The organism is Bacillus sp. EKM501B, from assembly GCF_011800505.1.
Lineage (GTDB): Bacteria > Bacillota > Bacilli > Bacillales > Bacillaceae_G > Bacillus_A > Bacillus_A cereus.
Map to the genome: position 1 here is coordinate 229,831 of NZ_JAALFZ010000004.1, position 16,996 is coordinate 246,826.

A 16,996-nucleotide genomic window follows, 5' to 3' on the forward strand; every position below is an offset into this window, starting at 1 on the left:
TATAATTGATTAAAAAAGAATGTATAACAGTTAGTAAATCAAGAAGGAGAATACGGAATGGAAATATACATAGAGCAACTAAAGAAACAAGATGCTAAGGATTTATTTACGTTTGAACTTACAAATAAATCTTTTTTTGAAACAATGGTACCAAATCGTGGCTCAAAATATTTTGAATTTGAATATTTCCAAAAACTACTAGACGATTTATTAATAGAACAAGCGGATGGAGATTCTTATTTTTATTTAATTCGTAATGAAGAAAAAGAAATTGTAGGGCGAATCAATTTAGTAGATATAGATACGGAAACTCGAATTAGTTCGCTCGGGTATCGGGTCGGAGAAAAATTTACTAAAAAAGGAGTTGCAACAGCAGCCGTAAAATTAATTTTAGATGTAGCGGAAAATAATGAAATTACTGAAGTTTATGCTAAAACAACGACTAATAATCTCGCATCACAAATTGTACTAGAAAAAAGCGGATTTTCTTCTTATCAAAACGAATCAGATATAACATCTGCAGAATTAAATGGAGAACATGTGAAGTTTGTACACTATATTTGGAGAAATACTTCACACTTATAATAAGGAGGACTTATTCATGAATGATTTACGTTATCCAATTGGCCAATTTACATACAAACGTCCTATAACTGAAGAAATGATTGATACATGGATTCAAGAAATTGAAGATTTACCTAATGAACTAACAAGGGCAATTAAAGATTTAGATCAGAAGCAGTTAGATACACCATATCGCGTTGGAGGTTGGACTGTACGTCAAGTAGTTCATCACGTCGTTGATAGCCATATGAATAGCTACATACGCTTTAAATTAGCACTGACAGAAAAGAATCCAACTATTAAGCCGTATAAAGAAGAGAAATGGGCAGAGTTACCTGATTCAAAATTACCGGTAGATGTTTCACTAGTAATGCTAGATTCATTACATAAAAGATGGGTTAATCTTTTATATTCTCTAGAAATTGAAGATTTAGAAAAGACATTTAACCATCCTGAAACTGGTGAAACAAAACTTGCTGTTGCAATAGGACTATATGCATGGCATGGTCGTCACCATACCGCTCATATTACTTCTTTAAGAAAGCGTCTAAATTGGTAACATGGAGATTATATTAGAAAAGGTGACAGAAACTGATGCAGAAGTTATATTTCAAATGCAAATAGACTCATTTAGCTCTTTATTACATAAATATAAAGACTATGAAACAAATCCAGCAAATGAAACTATTGAAAAAACTATTTTTAGAATAAATAATCCCAGCAGTAATTTTTATAAGGTGATAATAGATTCGAAACTTGTTGGAGCGATATGTATATCCGCAAAAGAACTACCTTATAAATTTTGGATTAGTCCAATGTTTATTCATCCAATCTATCAAGGGAAAGGAATTGCTCAGAAGGTACTTATTTTAATTGAAGAAATGTTTCCAGAAGCACGAAGTTTTGAACTTGCTACGATTTTAGAAGAAGAAAGAAATTGTTTTCTATACGAGAAAATGGGGTATAAAAGAACAGAAGTAATAAAGAAATTAAATGATAAAACTACACTTGTTTATTACAAAAAAGAAAGGTAAAGCATTTAAAATACGCTTTACCTTTTTATGTTATTTTAGATTAAATATACAAAAATAATGTATGTTCTTCCAAAATACTCGGGTTAGTAATTTCGAAAATGAATAAAGATACAAAAACCACTACTTTGTCGTAAAGGTTACTAGCGCTTTTTGAATGCTTAAAATACTATCGTCACCTTTAAATTCTTTCGTAATTGGTTCCTCCATACTAGACACCCAAATTTTAAGTTCTGCATCTAAATCAAAATGCCCAGCCGTTTCGATGCTATATTGTGTAATACTTTTATAAGGAATAGAATGGTATTCTGTTTTTTTGCCAGTTACTCCTTGTTTATCTACTAATATAAGACGACGATTTGTAAATACGATTAGATCACGAATTAATTTATAAGCATGCTCTACTTTTTCATCGTCTAGCATAATCTTCTCTAAATCACGTTCTACACTTTCAGAACTCGTATTTGATGCATTTCCTAAAATACCGCTAAATAAACCCATATTAAATTCCTCCTTTAATATATGTGGAATGAATTACTTATATTGTAACATGTTACTCACAAAGATATTATCACATTACTTTAGTAGTTTCTGGTTATTGTTGTAATTAGTTTATATAACCTCATCTTAAAATCTTATGCTAATATGAAATTAAGAAAAAAGAAGCAGAGGGATATAGAATGAAGAATATCGGTTTAGTATTAGAGGGCGGAGGAATGAAAGGTTTATATACTGCAGGTGTACTCGAATATTTCATGGAAAAGAACTTATTCTTTCCATATGTAGTCGGCGTATCAGCTGGAGCCTGTATGGGAGCAACCTATTTGTCGCGTCAACAAGGGAGAAATAAGAAAGTAAATACAGAGCTAGTATCAGATTACAGGTATATATCTTATCGAAATTTAATTCGAAAACGTGAATTATTTGGAATGGACTTTTTATTTGATGAAGTACCTAATAAAATTGTTCCATTTGATTTTCAAACTTTCTTAAACTGTAATGAACAATTTGTTATAGGGACGACTGATTGCGAATCAGGACAAGCTGTTTATTATAATAAAACAGAACATGGAAATGATATTTTAAAAATCATCCGTGCATCCAGCTCTGTGCCGTTTATAGCACCTGCTGTAGAATATGATAATCGAAAATTACTAGATGGAGGAATTATAGATCCTATACCAGTTTTAAAAGCTCAAACTGATGGTTATGAAAAGAACGTTGTAATTATGACAAAGCCAGAAGGATACGAGAAGCAGCGAAATAAATTTTCAGGCCTAGCTAAAATTTTATATAGAAAATATCCGAAAATCGCAGAGAATTTAGTAGACCATTATCGTTTTTATAACGAGACGATATCTTATATGAATCAAGAAGAACAAAAAGATAATTTTTATGTAATTCAACCAAGTGTACAGCTTCCTATAAGCGGAATAGAAAGAAATAAGGAAAAGCTCGTTAATTTATATAATCTTGGGTATATCGATGCTCAATATCATTATGAAAACTTATTAAATTGGCTAGAGAAATAAAGGGGTGGTAGGTAAAAAGGTTATTTTTAATGAATTGCAGAACATGCCTAGTCCACTGTATAAACCGTTTCCGAATTGTGACATTCGAAAAATAAGAAAAAATTTTAATAATACGTTTACAGAAGATGATTGTATAAGCGCTGATTTAAATTATTATTGGATGCATACAGCAGGTACTTTAAGTTACGTGCTTAATAATAATGAACAGGAGATTGTGTTTAATCAAATTAAGTGGCTAAGAAAATCGTTTTTTGAGTGGTTTCCGCAATATCGTTTTCTAGAAACAGAGATTATAAATTATCCCATTTTATATAGAGATTTCATGAATTATGAAAAGACCCGTAAGCTATTACTTTATTATCTTACTGAACAAAATATACAATATTAACACCTTGTCCATGTAGGTATTTTAACGAGAAAAAAGAAGTACATATAGAATATGTAAGAGGGAGGAGATAGAAGCTTGTTAGCTGTTTTCCTTTCAATTCATGTCCAACTCAAATATTTCAAGTAAAATTTGCTTCTAAATGGTATTATCAAATATCAAGAAAACTAATTTAGAAACGAAGAAGGGACAGGTTTAATATGGAAAACGTATCAAATGTAGATAAAGTAGAATCTATACAGTCTTTACAGTCAACAATCCGTAAACTTGAAAATGCACTATCTCAGATGACTCAAAAAGGTGCAAATACTACATTAGTGAAAAAAAGACTCAAAGCAGCTAGTATCGGCTTAGCTATGTTAGAAAGTATTTGGAATCAAGAAACCCATCATTACACCCAAGAGGATTTAGCAGACGCTCGAAATGTTCTAATTGGTTTGTTGCCATCAATTGAAAAGATTTATGTTAAGTCAAAGCTTGGGAGTCCTCAAAGAACACTGTTAGAAAGAAGAATAAAATCATTGGAACTTTCTATTCAAGCAATTGATCATCTTTCTAATCAATAACTTCTCTAAACACATAACTTACGACTACTTTTATATAGGGATTCTAATGAAAAAATTACATATAGAATACTACAAAGGAGAAAGAGAGGTGATGGAGAAGGTACCAATAAAGCGTCTGTGTTAAAAATAGGGATGGACGTGCAGTATAGCAGTCGTTTTCCTTCAAATGATTATCCATCCGGAAAGATTGAAACATATTCTTTTTATAGTTCGATTTTAAATAACACACGTAAAATTCATATTTATACGCCTCATGATTATTCTCACACTTCACATCTTCAAGAACTTCTCATTGTATTTGATGGGAATTCATTCATTCATAACCTTCCAATCGCAAAAACACTTAATTATTTAATTTACAAAAATGAAATCCCATCTTGTATTGCTGTTGCTATAGATCCTGTCGATCGATTAGAAGAGCTAACTTATAATGATAAAATGAATGCATTTTTCAAGGAGGAATTACTTCCGTGGTGTGCATCAAGAAGCAAAACATACAACAATTGCTGGTTTCAGTCTTGGTGGCTTAGCAGCTTTTTATGCAACACTTCAAAATCCACATGTTTTCGGAAATGTGTTGTCAATGTCTGGATCCGTACATTGGAAAAAAGATGATTATGAAAATGAAATTCCTTGGATTGAAAATCAAATTTAATCAATAGATTCTAATGCGACTCATCTCTATTCTTACATAGCAGTAGGAGAACTTGAAAACAAACCTCTTTTAACGGCTAATAGACGTCTGTATAAAGCTTTAAAAGAAAAGGAATACCAAATTACTTATGAAGAGTTTCAAGGCGGTCATGATAGCGTGTGGTGGCGAGAAAAGCTATTCGAAGGATTAAGGGCATTGAATTTTACAAAAACGACACTAAAAAATAAAAAGGAGAGAGAAGCTATGAATCAAGAAGAACTAGATAAAAAACTAAAAAAGCAAGAGATTTTAGTAAAAGATGAGAAAGTTTGGTCGTATACGTATGAGGATCATATTAGTTCTATCGTTAAACAAGCAGAACAGAAAGGAGCTTTTGATAATTTACCTGGTAAAGGTAAACCTCTTAATCTCGATAAAGATCTTTCTTACAATCCTGAAAAACAACTTTATAGAACTTTAGCAAATAATCATGTTTTACCAAGGTGGATTGAGCTTTCAAAAGAAATTGACGATTTAAAAGAAAGACTAAAAGAAAATACAAATGCGGCAGAAGCAGCGGATTTAATTCGAACTATTAATAAAAAGGTTTTAGAACACAATTTACTTTGTCCACCAAGTGCGCAAAAAACGAGGGTGAAAACGGACTTTTAACAATTTTTCACAAAGCTATTTCTTGCTATATAATTAAGTAAGGCATTTTCAATTCATTACTAAAGGGAGGCAAATGTGATGAAGAATACGTATCAACTTCAAATTCCGACAGAACTAGAGCAGTATCGTAGTATTTTAGAAGAAAGTATAAAACCGTATGTTAAAGTGTCTGGAACATTAGCAGAGACAACACTTTTTGAGAGTAAGTTTGGTGGTTATCCGTATTTACCTATAGATCAAGAGCATCCTAAAGACTCAAATGGACAACCTATGATGCTACTTGCGCAGTTAAACTTTGAAGAAATTCCGCATGTTGAATATATGCCTCAAAAGGGAATGTTACAGTTTTTCGTAAGTGCTGATGATGAGCTTTATGGAGCAGATTTTGATCATCCAACAATCCAAAAAGACTTTCGAATTATTTATCATTCTACAATTATAGAAGATTTAAATAAGGTAATTACTGATTTTAGTTATTTAAACACTTTAGAATTAGAAGACTTTATCATACCTGAAGCAGCAAAACTGAATTTTGAGTTAGCTTATCAACCAGTAACACCAAGAGATTATCGATTTGAAATGATTTTTAGTGATAACATTGATTGGGAAGAAATTGTTGATGAAGAAAATAATACAGAATTAGGCGAACTGTATGATGATTTATGTAAAGATCAAGGACATAAAATTGGTGGATATCCATTTTTCACACAGACAGATCCGAGAGAATGGGAAGAAAAATACCAGCAACATGACATATTATTGCTGCAAATTGATACAGACGATTCATTAAATATTATGTGGGGCGATTCTGGGGTTGCTAATTTCTTTATACGTAAGGAAGAGCTGTTAAATCTAGATTTTTCCAATGTCATTTACAATTGGGATTGTTACTAGAAGATATAAATAAAATAATAGCAAATAAAAAATCTTCCTGAAGGTGAGGAGGATTTTTTTATTTTAAAAATAAGTGTTATGTTAACTAGAATAAAAAAACAATGAGTGTAATGAAAGTCAAGCCTAAATAACAGAAATAACAACAAATAATGTGAAGTTGTAAAACGTGTGCAAATAGCAATCAATTCATTAAGGAAAATACAAAATATAATTATTAATTTATATTTTGTATAGAAATAATTTTTCTGTATAAAAATTTCTTGCCAATCAAAAATGTTTTTAATTCGTTAAATCTTAAGTGATTATTGATTAAGATTTGCTGTGATGAATTTATAACAAATAAAAACGATAAAAACTGAAGAAATTTGTTTATATAAGATTTCATGTGAATCTCACTAAAAATCTCTGATTCGTCTCATTAAGTATAGTTTACTTGGTTTTTGATACCTGATATCGCTTTGTTTCTTTAACTACCTATAATATATATTATGTTAACTTTAAAAAAGTAATAAACTTACTAAGTTTTAGTTGTGTTTATTATGATCCCCTTTTCCACCGAATTAGTAATGTGTGATTGGTTATGTATTTATTCGCTTTATTAGCTATTGATAATAATATTTTCGGATATAAATTAGATTTTAAATAATAAAAATACAATTCGTTTAATCTGTTCATTTTAAACGAATTGTATTATGATGACGAATATTTTTTTATAACTAGTTTGCTACAGCGATTGCTTCGATTTCAATTAATAAGTTATCGTTAATTAACTTTCTAACTTCTACAGCTGAACTTGCTGGTGGATTATTAGTGTCAATGTATTGATCTCGAATATTTCTCACAATGGCCATTTGAGAAATATCTGTTAAGAAAAATGTTAATTTGACTACATCATTAAATTTTAATTCCGAAGTTTCCAATGCACTTTTAATATTTTCGAATACTTGTCGCGTTTGTGTAGCTAAATCGTCAATTCCAACTATTTGACCGTCAGTGTTAATCGCTACTTGTCCAGATATGTAAATTGTTCGTTTAGCGTTTGTAACTTCGACTACATGCGAGTATCCAAAAGTTGGTGGCATCGTTTCTGGATTGATAAATTTCTTTTGCAAGGCTCTTCTCCCCTTTAAACATTTCATTTTCTTAATGTTAGGTTTTGATTTCAGATTATCCTCTATTTACTAATAATTATTTATCGATTTAGCTGCTACATTTGTAAAAGTGTATTAGCACTTTAATTTAAAGTTATTGATGGATTATGTACGTTTGATTTTTTTTGTGCTTGTTATAATTACACCTTGTTTTATTAATTCTTCAGTTACTTTTGTATAGAAAAAGTGATACCACCAGATAAAAAACTCTTCATAAGTAATTTCTTTTGAGTATCTGCTGCTGGCAAAGTATTCTTTTAAAGATTTATCGTTTTCATTAAACAATAAGACTAAATCTTTACTGATCCAAGATGAAGCATTACAAGTAAATATTGAAGTTTCGTTCCTTTTATTTTTATAGATGGCGAATTATCTCCAGAGAAAATCATTTTAGCTTCATAAGCTGTATGTAATATATTCTCCGGAATATTATTAGTAAACACTTCATAACCCCTCCCTTACTAGTAAATTCATTGTAAGATTTATGTATTTACTAACTTCTATAAACGAAAATAAGTATCCTCTAATAATCTCAAATTAAAAACCTTAGCATAGATATACTAAGGTTTTTTGTATTTTTATAATGAATGAATTCTTTCATAGTCTTTTTTAAATTGATTATCATTTTTTAACCAACTTTTAAAAGTTGGTTCCTTTATTTCTAAAATGGAACAAGTTTTAGCGATACATTTATTTTTCATATATTCCTTAAGGAAATTTTGTTTTCTCTGCTTAACAGCAGATTGGGTTCTTTTTAGGTTTCGATCTTTTAATTGATCTAGACTTAGACTTTCTTTCTGAAATTCTTCATATTTTCTATGCAAATAAATATCTTTGTCTTTATAAATCCAATTTGAAAATAGTTGTATTGATTTTCTCCCGGTTAAAATGACGCGATAATGTTTATTTTGATTTAGTAAATCGGCTGGTAAATTGTGATTTTGTAGTACCTGATTTAAAGAATTCATAAAGCTATATGATCCTCCTACAAAGCTTACTGTATACGTTTCATACTTGACGTAACCATCCCCATCAAAATATCCACGAACAAAATGATGTAAATATTCTTCAGGCACGAATGGAAATTTAATATTTAATGATTTACATGGCATGATTCCATGTATGTTCATAAGGTCGTCTTTTATTGTTTTGCTATTAATGTTTAGCATATATACGTCTGTTTTTTTGTTTTGATAAAGTGGCTGGTTGGTGTTTAATTCTTTTTTTATATCTTCTAAAATATAACTTTCTTTTTGTGATATACTGACGCATTGATTTTCTTTTTGTATAACGCCGTCAGCTGCTATAAATCCTAAAATATAAGCCATATTATTTGACCAAGTTTTAAAATAATTTTCTTTTATGTCATACTTTCTCTTCCAACTCCCTATAGCGCGCCTTGGGACGTTGCTGTCTGATAAAACCATACGAATATACCTTGCAGACACATTAGCAAGTGTAGCAATCTCTGAGGTGCTTTTCCCCTCTGCATATAGCTGCGTTACCTCAGATTTTGATAGTTTACATTTTGATTTCTTTTTTCGCTCTATGTGCACTTACATCCTCTCCTTCCTTTCTTTTATTAGAGACATATTTTCTTCTATAACATACAATGAAACATATGTTCTTTGTTGCGTATAAGAAGGAATTTACTAAATAAAAACAATTTACATGTACTTAATATTTGTCTTAGCTGCTGCTATGCGATTTGTACTTTATAGATACAAATAATGAATTTGACGGATTTATGAAATACAAGGCATTTTAGATGAAAGGTAAAATAATATAGTTTAAACTACAAATAGCTACAATAACAACATACGTAAATTGTTAATCGTAAAAAGGAGAACGAATGAATAAGAAATATACAAATCAAATTCATACTGATATGAGTTTTAAACCGAAAGATATTATAAGTTTAATGACGGATTACTTTAAAATAAAATCAAAGCTGCGTCCTAGAAAGGATTTGCCTGTTGTTTTATCAAATAAAGATAATGAAGCGTTAGAGAGTGTTACATGGTTTGGCCATTCTGCTTCTCTTTTGAAAATAGAAGGTAAAAAACTGTTATTAGACCCGATGTTTGGAGATGCCTCTTCCCCATTTCCCTTGTTTAATAGTAAGCGTTATAGTGGTGCTTTTTCTTTAGAACGTGATGACCTTCAAGAAATTGATGCGATTATCATTTCTCATAATCACTATGATCATTTGAATTACAAAAGTATTATGCAGTTAAAAAATCGCGCAAAACACTTTTATGTTCCAACTGGAGTTGCACAATATCTTATTAAATGGGGTGTTTCACCTAGTAAAATTAGTGAGCATAATTGGTGGGACGAAATTACGTTTGATAATATTAAGTTAGTATGTGCGCCTGCAAGGCATTTCTCTGGACGTGGTATGACAGATAGAGATCGTTCATTATGGTGTTCATGGCTTATTCTTGGTCAAGAGACTAAAATTTTCTTTAGTGGTGATAGCGGTTATGCCCCTCACTTTAAGGAAATTGGTGATAAATACGGTCCATTCGATCTTACATTAATGGAATGCGGGCAATATGATCCGAGGTGGTCTGCTATTCATATGTTGCCTGAAGAAACGGTACAAGCTCATATTGATGTTAAAGGAGAATTACTTCTTCCGATTCATTGGGGTGCTTTTACGTTAGCATTACACGAATGGAGTGACCCGATAGAACGTGTTACGAAAGAAGCTAACCGTTTAGGAGTTAAAATTACAACGCCACAAATTGGCGAATCTATTACGTTAAAATCTACAGACTATCCTTTATCCGCTTGGTGGAAGGAAATTTAATTTTAAAATATAAAAAGAGCGAATCCTCTTATAAAGAATTCGCTCTTTTTTCTGTATTTAAACTTATTTCACTATATTGGATCTCCCACTATCTAATACTCTATTTGCTGGTACACTGGACATTTCAACTACTGTATTCATACTCTTATCAGTCAGTTCAATGAGTTCGTTTTCATGTTTTATTTTATTTAAATCCCACACCATCCCATGAAATTCATTATGTTGACCACTTACCTGTATAATGCTTTTTGTTTTATTTGAAAGCTGTATTTGAAGGTTTGTAAATTGATTCCCACTAATTTCATTTGGCGTAGTTACTTGACTATCCATATAAATCATATTTACACAGTCTTCTAAAGAAAAGTTCATAAAACGATTGGCATTTATCCAAGCTTGTCCGGTGCTCGGTTTTTTCGCTACTAATTTCAGTCCAGTTTCCATTCCTACAACTTTAATATTTTCGAAGTTAACAAACGAAATTTCATTTTCTTTTCCAGCAGAGTATAAAGAAATTCCGGTACCTTTATTCGTTTCCGTCCAATTGATAATATTTATATCTTTTATTTGTGTTTTGTTCCAAGTGTTATAATATTTATTTTTACCGTCTAAATAAATAACTTCAGAGTTAAATTTAGGATCGTCAATAGTTATATACGCTCCTTCAATGGATGCGTTTTTCTCTAGTTCTAAAACTCTAAAGTTTCCCTCAACTACAAATTGGGATCCATAACCAAATAATAATTTCACACCTTTTTTAACAATGATTGGTGACGTGATTTTATACTTTTTATCATCAAGCAATACAGTTTTAATTTTACTAGACTCTGCTTTATTAATAGCAGATTGTATTTTTATTGAATCATTTTCCCCTTTAAAGTTTTCTACATACAAGTTAGTACTTTTAGCTGCATAGTCTTTTTTGTTGTATTGATAAAAAGCAAAAATAATTAAAACTATACCAATGAGTAAAACAATTATTTTCTTCATCGTACTCACCCCATATCGATTAATCTATGGCTTTTATATTCAGGTTATTATTATTTTGCTTTGTATTTCAGATTACCATTGCTGCTTTGTCTATTAATCCCTTCCTCTATCCTTAATAAGCTCTTACTGGCGATATAAGATGTACTGCTGCAGATTGCTCTCCTGCTTCAATCAATATCGGTCGCATAGAACCTCCAAAACTTAAAGTAATCGTTTCTTCTTTTATTGCTCTTAAAGCATCAACCATAAAACGCCCATCGAAAGATATATTTAATTGTTTTTCACCTTGAATCGCATCTATTTGTTGCGTTTCAGATATTTTCCCAATTTGAGAAGCGTTTGAAGAAATTTTAATTGTGGATTCGTTTATGATTTCTAAGTTAACATTGTTATTAGCCCATTCACTTGCTAATAAACTTGATCGGTCTACACCTTGTAATATCTTTTTTCTATCTACGTTAATAATCGTTTTAAAATCATTTGGAATAAGGTTAGAAATATTAGGATATTTCCCTTCAATTAGTCTTGAATATAATGTAGTTGTTCCGAGCGTAAATATAATATGACTCTCTGAAAGGTAGATATATACGAATTCCGAATTGCTGTTCATTAATTTTAGAAGTTCACTAATGGTTGCGCTTGGTACAATACAATTTGCTTTTACATCTGAGGAAAGTAATGTTTCGCGTATCGCTAGTCTATGTGAGTCAGTTGCAGCACAAATTAACTTATTATTAGCTAACTCTATATGCACCCCAGTAAGAACAGGTCTAGATTCATTTTTTGCTACCGCAAAGACTGTTTGTTTAAATACTTCAATCAATTGCTCTGTCTCTACCTTGATTTCTGCATGATTGTCTATAAGCGGTACATTCGGAAACTCATCTGCAGGAAATCCATTTAAACTTAATGTGATTTCTTCTGATTGTATCTTAATAGTTTGCTCATTCTTACTTTTTATTGCGATATCACTTGGCATTTTCTTTATTATTTCAATGAAATACTTTGCAGGTACAACAATAGTTCCTACCTTTAAAATAGTTGCAATCTTTTCGTCTTCAATTGAAACAGGAATGAATTTTTCAATAAAAATATTTGAGTTACTTGCAATTAAAGTAATTCCAGATTGATCTGCAGTTATTTTTATACCAGATAATATAGGAATTAAAGATTTTGTTGATATTGCTTTGTTGACTTCTGAAAGTGCTTGAGTGAATTGTTTGTGATTAACGATAAACTCCATGTTTCCCCCGCCTTACATGAGATAATATTTTTATGAAGATTGATGAACGATTGTTCCGTTAAAAAAATAAGGTACTGTTTCTTTCTTTTGTAATAAATATAGTAAATGTTCTGGTATGCGTAAATACGGTGCTGCTATATGTAATTCCATCCAAGTAATCTCTTCGATTTCTTTTGGCCTTGATATATATGTCTCCCCGCCGATTATTTCGCCTAGAAAATTAAAGAAAATTGCATGATGATCTCTTTCCTCGAAAAAGGCTTCACTGATAGAACAAATCCCGTTTACGTTTATATGTAACCCTGTTTCTTCTTTTACTTCTCGAATTACTGCTTCTTCTAATGTTTCTCCTAGTTTAACTGCGCCACCTGGTAATGTATAATAAGAACCATTTTCCCCTTTGTTTTTTACCATTAAGATCTTTTCATTAGTTTTATCGTACAAAATCGCGTATGTAACATTAACTTTTTTCATATGTACCTCCTCTATTTTAAATAAAAGGAATTTTCTGTCTTCTATTCATTCTACCATTAACTCCTTTTAATATATATAAGTTAGTTAGTTAAGTCTTGCCTTTACCGCTATTGTTGGAGTTAATAAGAATAGGCTACTGATATAAAAAAAGAACGTACCTTAGGAAGATTATCCAAAGTACGTTCTTGCAGTTTTAGTATAAAAATTGATTCAATTAATACTGAAATTAATAATAACCTCGCCCTTATTGCATTTGTATTTCAAATACTAACGTTAACAAATTCTATATACTTTTTAACCGTTTTTCTAAATAATAATGATTATGTCCTTTCGGATGATCTTCACTTACTCCAATTACTTTATATCCATGTTTCTTATAAAAATCAGGTGCTTGGAAACTAAAAGAATCTAAATTAATTAACCTACACCCTTTTTCAATTGCAAATTCTTCAATAAGCTTTATTAACTTGCTTCCGTAACCTTCATGCCTATATTCTTCAGAAACCCATAGAAAGTCAACGTGTACATGGTGCCAAAAAGTTATTGCCGTTACCCCACCTACTATTTCTTCTTTTTCAGTTCTTACTATGAAACTAACCTTTTCTGAAGGTGTTTTTTCTTCATCTGCAAGATATTTTTGATTGTATTCAATTACTTTCTCTCTTATGTAATCACTATCTTCTTGTACCCACTGCTGTACTATTTTCATTTTAAGTGTCACGCTCCTTTTTACTTATCTATTCAATTTTATAATGAAATTGTCCTGTCTTTAATAAGTTCGTAAAGAAGCAAAGTTAATGGAATAAAAAAGAGCCCTAACATGAGGACTCTTTTTAAAATTAAGCTAATTTCCGATGTAAATGTTTTAGTTCCTTTTTCTTTTCTACATTTGGTGGGCGGATTAATATTGAAATAATGAAGGAAATAACACTTAAAACACCGATTATAATGAAAGTTGGTTGAAATCCCCCGAGTATCGCTCCAATAAATGATCCTGCAAGCGCACCAAATCCGAAACCTTGGTAGACAATCCCGTAATTTGTACTATGGTTTTTTAATCCAAAGAAATCTCCGACAATAGCTGGGAATATAGTTATATTACCGCCGAAGCAAAAGGCGACACTTGCTACACAAGCAAAATAGATTCCGTAATTTAGCGGAATAAAACTTAAAGTAAAGACTGACAATCCTATAATAATAAACGTTGCAGAGACAATTTTCATTCGGCCGATTTTATCTGATAACGTCCCAAGAATAATTCTACCTACTGTATTAAAAATTGCAATCATAGCAACGGCGTTTGCAGCGGTTGCTGCGCTAAGTCCAACGAGTTGTACACCGATATCTTTTACCATACTGATTAAATACAAACCACCCATACACGAGGTGAATAACATAAAAAATAGCAGATATACTTGTTTCGTTCGCATCATTTCACGCGGAGTATAGTCATTGTGCAATGTTTCAGTTACAGCATTACTTACAATTGCCTCACGTAAGAAGAACGATCCGATTAATACTAAAAGTAACACGATAATGCCCCAATATAAGAATGCTTGTGATACACCAAGATTATCGATAAGATTTCCGTTTATATATCTAAAGATTAAGCTGCCCATTCCATAAGCTGATACAGATATACCTGAAATAAGCCCTTTCCGATTTGGAAACCATTTAATTAAATTAGATAGTGATGTAATATAAGCTGTTCCATCCGCATAACCAACAACGACACCAGCTAATAAATATAAGAGTGGTAAGGAAGAAACTTGTGAACTAAGTATTAAGCCGAGTCCTAAAACAATTCCTGCAGTAGCAATAAGTTTCCGAAGTCCTAATTTTTTCTGCAATTTTGCTGCAAATAAAGTTGAGAATGATAAAGAAAAACTTGTTATAGAGAAAGTTATCGCTACTGAATTAAGATTCCATCCAAACTTACTTACAAGGGGTTGATTAAATAAACTCCATGTATAAATTGTTCCAAGGCCAATTTGAACAATGATTGTACCTAGAACAATTAGTAACGGATTTATAGAAGTTTGTTTCATACTAACTGTCCCCTTCTTTTATCTTGACATAGATTTTCACAGTTAGTATATCCATCGTAAATTGCAAGATACTGTACGGAAAATGGTAATTAAGTTCATATACACAAAAAGACACTTCATAAAGAAGTGTCTTTTGCAGGTTATATCAGATGTTTCTAAAGAAAGCTTTGTTAAGATAAGCCATTTTCGAATGCTTATGTATATATGTTATCAAATAATTTCTTATATGTGATGAGACTTAAGACGTATTTTTCATTCATCATATAGTCGGATGAAAAATTAATATTCAATTTCATCAAAATCCTTCGGCTGCGGTACAGTTTGCATATTAGCTGCATCTTTAGGATCGCTATAAATTGCATTTTGCTCTGTATTTACATCTTTTATATTTTGTTTTTTATTTTTGTTCACTTTATCTTTCACTTACAATCACTCCTTTTTGTTATAGGAGTAATTATGCCCTATTACCGTTACTAAATGTATCAGCGACTAAATTACTAAATTCACGTAAATAATATAAGTAATTATCACCGCCGTAGTTATATCTTTTGTTATACATTTTTGCAACAACTACATTATATTCAGGTATTACTAAAATAGTCGGTCCAGTAATCCCTAATATTTGATATGACCCTTTTGGAACACGTTCACCAAGTTCGCTTAATTGTGCAGGTTCATTTTGAACGAACCAAAACAAGCCATTTTGTGGTAGCTCTTTATTTACATATGTTGGACTCTGCAAACTCGTAGCGATTTTTATAACTTCTTTTGGAACAATTTGCTTACCGTTTATCACACCTTGATTTAAATGAAGATTGCCCCAATAAGCAAATTCTCTAGCTGAGACAAACAGATTTTTTTCAGTACCGTCATCTACCGTACCAATTTCACTAATTGCGTCTTCATTTGGATTATTAACAACGCCAACTAAATTTTCATCTCGCTGAACTCTCCAACCTGTTTCTTGAAAATTAGCAGGCTTAAAAACACGCTCCTTTAACAATTCAGGAAAACTTTTGTTATATAGCTGATAAATAAGACGTGTCATCATTCTTACATTAATATCTCTATATGCCCATGCTTGTCCCGGTTCAAATTCACGAAAAATTGTCCCGTCATTCATTTCTTCTAATCCGTGTGAATGTGTTACTAAATGTCTTATCGTTGTTTTACCAAGCAATGCAGGATCAAAGTCTTTAAAATATTTTATCGCTTCATCATCAATAGAGTTTATTTTCCCCTCGTAAAGCGCATACGCTATCATTAATCCTAAATAACTTTTTCTAGCAGAAGCAACGTTGAATTGCGAAGATGCAGTTACTTTTTTATTAGTCGCTGTATTTGAGTGATAACCGCTATAATGCTCTAATACGACTTTATTATTTTTTATAATACAAAGTGCTGTAGCAGAACTATGATTTTTTTCTTTTATATTCTCTACCCAAGAAATCAACTTATCATATGTATACAAATAAATCCCCCTTAATACACATCAAAATTACAGCATGAAAGAAAAGTATAAACAGTATTTACACCTTTCTTTCATATAAAATATTAATGATGTACTATATTTAAATAATCCACCAGTTCCAGCAATTAAAGCAACCAAAACATCCGGCACAACCTACGCAACCACCACATCTGCCACCGCCGCAACCGCCACAGCGTCCACCACAACCTCCGCATCCGCCACAACGACGTGCATCGCCTTGGATGTAATAATATGGATATTGACTTTGTTGTTGATCCCAATACACAACATTACCAGTTTGATAATCATTAAGGTTTAATGTTTGTAATTCATGTTGAAACTGATTCATTACGAACCCCTCCATTTATAAATATAAATTTCGCCCAAACGTTAAAGTTTATATATTTTTGTAAACAAAATAGAAACAAGACTATAGACTAAATGCGTACATCAACAAAATATGAACTTACACTAGGTGATGTACCTTGTTTTTCAGCCTATTTTCTTTATATTTATTCGATGGACGTAT

20 protein-coding genes and 2 pseudogenes are annotated in these 16,996 nt (G+C 31.3%); 9 read left to right on the forward strand and 13 right to left on the reverse strand.

Features of this window, described 5'->3' with window-relative positions; genetic code table 11:
- The first annotated feature begins 57 nt into the window (after positions 1-57).
- From HFD78_RS12135 to HFD78_RS12145, 3 genes are read left to right on the forward strand one after another with little or no spacing between them, the layout of a single operon-like run.
- Positions 58-585 carry a GNAT family N-acetyltransferase gene (locus HFD78_RS12135; protein WP_000409238.1) on the forward strand — a complete coding sequence of 176 codons (528 nt, stop codon included), beginning with the start codon at positions 58-60 and terminating at the stop codon, positions 583-585.
- Positions 586-601: 16 nt separating this feature from the next.
- Positions 602-1,123, forward strand: coding sequence for a YfiT family bacillithiol transferase (locus HFD78_RS12140; RefSeq protein ID WP_000999082.1), 522 nt, complete (start codon positions 602-604; stop codon positions 1,121-1,123).
- A gap of 1 nt (position 1,124) precedes the next feature.
- On the forward strand, positions 1,125-1,598 hold the full coding sequence (locus HFD78_RS12145; RefSeq protein WP_002005126.1) for a GNAT family N-acetyltransferase: 474 nt from the start codon (positions 1,125-1,127) through the stop codon (positions 1,596-1,598).
- A gap of 120 nt (positions 1,599-1,718) precedes the next feature.
- On the opposite strand, the gene HFD78_RS12150 is transcribed toward HFD78_RS12145, so the two are convergent.
- Positions 1,719-2,096 carry a PH domain-containing protein gene (locus tag HFD78_RS12150; protein ID WP_000522476.1) on the reverse strand — a complete coding sequence of 126 codons (378 nt, stop codon included), beginning with the start codon at positions 2,094-2,096 and terminating at the stop codon, positions 1,719-1,721.
- A 179-nt stretch (positions 2,097-2,275) separates the two neighbouring features.
- Between HFD78_RS12150 and HFD78_RS12155 the strand changes: the two genes are divergently transcribed.
- From HFD78_RS12155 to HFD78_RS12180, 5 genes and pseudogenes are all read left to right on the forward strand, one after another.
- Positions 2,276-3,127 (forward strand): patatin-like phospholipase family protein, encoded by an 852-nt coding sequence (locus tag HFD78_RS12155; RefSeq protein WP_000789291.1) that lies wholly within the window; start codon positions 2,276-2,278, stop codon positions 3,125-3,127.
- Positions 3,128-3,131: 4 nt separating this feature from the next.
- Positions 3,132-3,515, forward strand: coding sequence for a YxiJ-like family protein (locus HFD78_RS12160; RefSeq protein WP_000232879.1), 384 nt, complete (start codon positions 3,132-3,134; stop codon positions 3,513-3,515).
- 197 nt (positions 3,516-3,712) lie between these two features.
- Positions 3,713-4,078, forward strand: coding sequence for a hypothetical protein (locus tag HFD78_RS12165; RefSeq protein WP_000432685.1), 366 nt, complete (start codon positions 3,713-3,715; stop codon positions 4,076-4,078).
- Positions 4,079-4,168: 90 nt separating this feature from the next.
- A pseudogene (locus HFD78_RS12175) lies at positions 4,169-5,384 on the forward strand (DnaJ family domain-containing protein); the annotation flags it as partial.
- Between the two features lie 78 nt (positions 5,385-5,462).
- On the forward strand, positions 5,463-6,278 hold the full coding sequence (locus HFD78_RS12180) for a YwqG family protein (RefSeq protein ID WP_000799821.1): 816 nt from the start codon (positions 5,463-5,465) through the stop codon (positions 6,276-6,278).
- Positions 6,279-6,994: 716 nt separating this feature from the next.
- On the opposite strand, the gene HFD78_RS12185 is transcribed toward HFD78_RS12180, so the two are convergent.
- From HFD78_RS12185 to HFD78_RS12200, 4 genes and pseudogenes are all read right to left on the reverse strand, one after another.
- Positions 6,995-7,390: a RidA family protein gene (locus tag HFD78_RS12185; protein ID WP_001169714.1), complete on the reverse strand. Its 396-nt coding sequence runs from the start codon at positions 7,388-7,390 to the stop codon at positions 6,995-6,997.
- Between the two features lie 133 nt (positions 7,391-7,523).
- A pseudogene (locus HFD78_RS12190) lies at positions 7,524-7,735 on the reverse strand (hypothetical protein); the annotation flags it as partial.
- Complete coding sequence (locus tag HFD78_RS12195) at positions 7,720-7,872, reverse strand: hypothetical protein (RefSeq protein WP_002005131.1); 153 nt, start codon at positions 7,870-7,872, stop codon at positions 7,720-7,722. The pseudogene HFD78_RS12190 and the gene HFD78_RS12195, both read right to left, overlap by 16 nt.
- 135 nt (positions 7,873-8,007) lie before the next feature.
- Positions 8,008-8,985 carry an LAGLIDADG family homing endonuclease gene (locus HFD78_RS12200; protein WP_000546840.1) on the reverse strand — a complete coding sequence of 326 codons (978 nt, stop codon included), beginning with the start codon at positions 8,983-8,985 and terminating at the stop codon, positions 8,008-8,010.
- A gap of 296 nt (positions 8,986-9,281) precedes the next feature.
- On the opposite strand from HFD78_RS12200, the gene HFD78_RS12205 reads away from it, so the two are divergent.
- Positions 9,282-10,244, forward strand: coding sequence for an MBL fold metallo-hydrolase (locus HFD78_RS12205; protein WP_001037076.1), 963 nt, complete (start codon positions 9,282-9,284; stop codon positions 10,242-10,244).
- Between the two features lie 63 nt (positions 10,245-10,307).
- On the opposite strand, the gene HFD78_RS12210 is transcribed toward HFD78_RS12205, so the two are convergent.
- From HFD78_RS12210 to HFD78_RS12245, 8 genes are all read right to left on the reverse strand, one after another.
- On the reverse strand, positions 10,308-11,231 hold the full coding sequence (locus tag HFD78_RS12210) for a hypothetical protein (protein WP_000721075.1): 924 nt from the start codon (positions 11,229-11,231) through the stop codon (positions 10,308-10,310).
- A gap of 112 nt (positions 11,232-11,343) precedes the next feature.
- Positions 11,344-12,474, reverse strand: a complete 1,131-nt coding sequence (dnaN, locus tag HFD78_RS12215) for a DNA polymerase III subunit beta (RefSeq protein WP_000394481.1) — start codon at positions 12,472-12,474, stop codon at positions 11,344-11,346.
- 30 nt (positions 12,475-12,504) lie between these two features.
- Positions 12,505-12,948 (reverse strand): NUDIX hydrolase, encoded by a 444-nt coding sequence (locus HFD78_RS12220; RefSeq protein WP_000757608.1) that lies wholly within the window; start codon positions 12,946-12,948, stop codon positions 12,505-12,507.
- Positions 12,949-13,231: 283 nt separating this feature from the next.
- Entirely contained in the window at positions 13,232-13,657 is a 426-nt protein-coding gene (locus HFD78_RS12225) for a GNAT family N-acetyltransferase (RefSeq protein ID WP_191968078.1), read from the reverse strand.
- 130 nt (positions 13,658-13,787) lie between these two features.
- Positions 13,788-14,996 (reverse strand): L-lactate MFS transporter, encoded by a 1,209-nt coding sequence (locus HFD78_RS12230; protein WP_000815135.1) that lies wholly within the window; start codon positions 14,994-14,996, stop codon positions 13,788-13,790.
- A 279-nt stretch (positions 14,997-15,275) separates the two neighbouring features.
- Positions 15,276-15,419, reverse strand: a complete 144-nt coding sequence (locus HFD78_RS12235) for a hypothetical protein (protein ID WP_000653680.1) — start codon at positions 15,417-15,419, stop codon at positions 15,276-15,278.
- Positions 15,420-15,450: 31 nt separating this feature from the next.
- Positions 15,451-16,467: a serine hydrolase domain-containing protein gene (locus tag HFD78_RS12240; RefSeq protein ID WP_000288906.1), complete on the reverse strand. Its 1,017-nt coding sequence runs from the start codon at positions 16,465-16,467 to the stop codon at positions 15,451-15,453.
- 100 nt (positions 16,468-16,567) lie between these two features.
- On the reverse strand, positions 16,568-16,816 hold the full coding sequence (locus HFD78_RS12245; RefSeq protein WP_001071345.1) for a heterocycloanthracin/sonorensin family bacteriocin: 249 nt from the start codon (positions 16,814-16,816) through the stop codon (positions 16,568-16,570).
- Between the last annotated feature and the right edge of the window lie 180 nt (positions 16,817-16,996).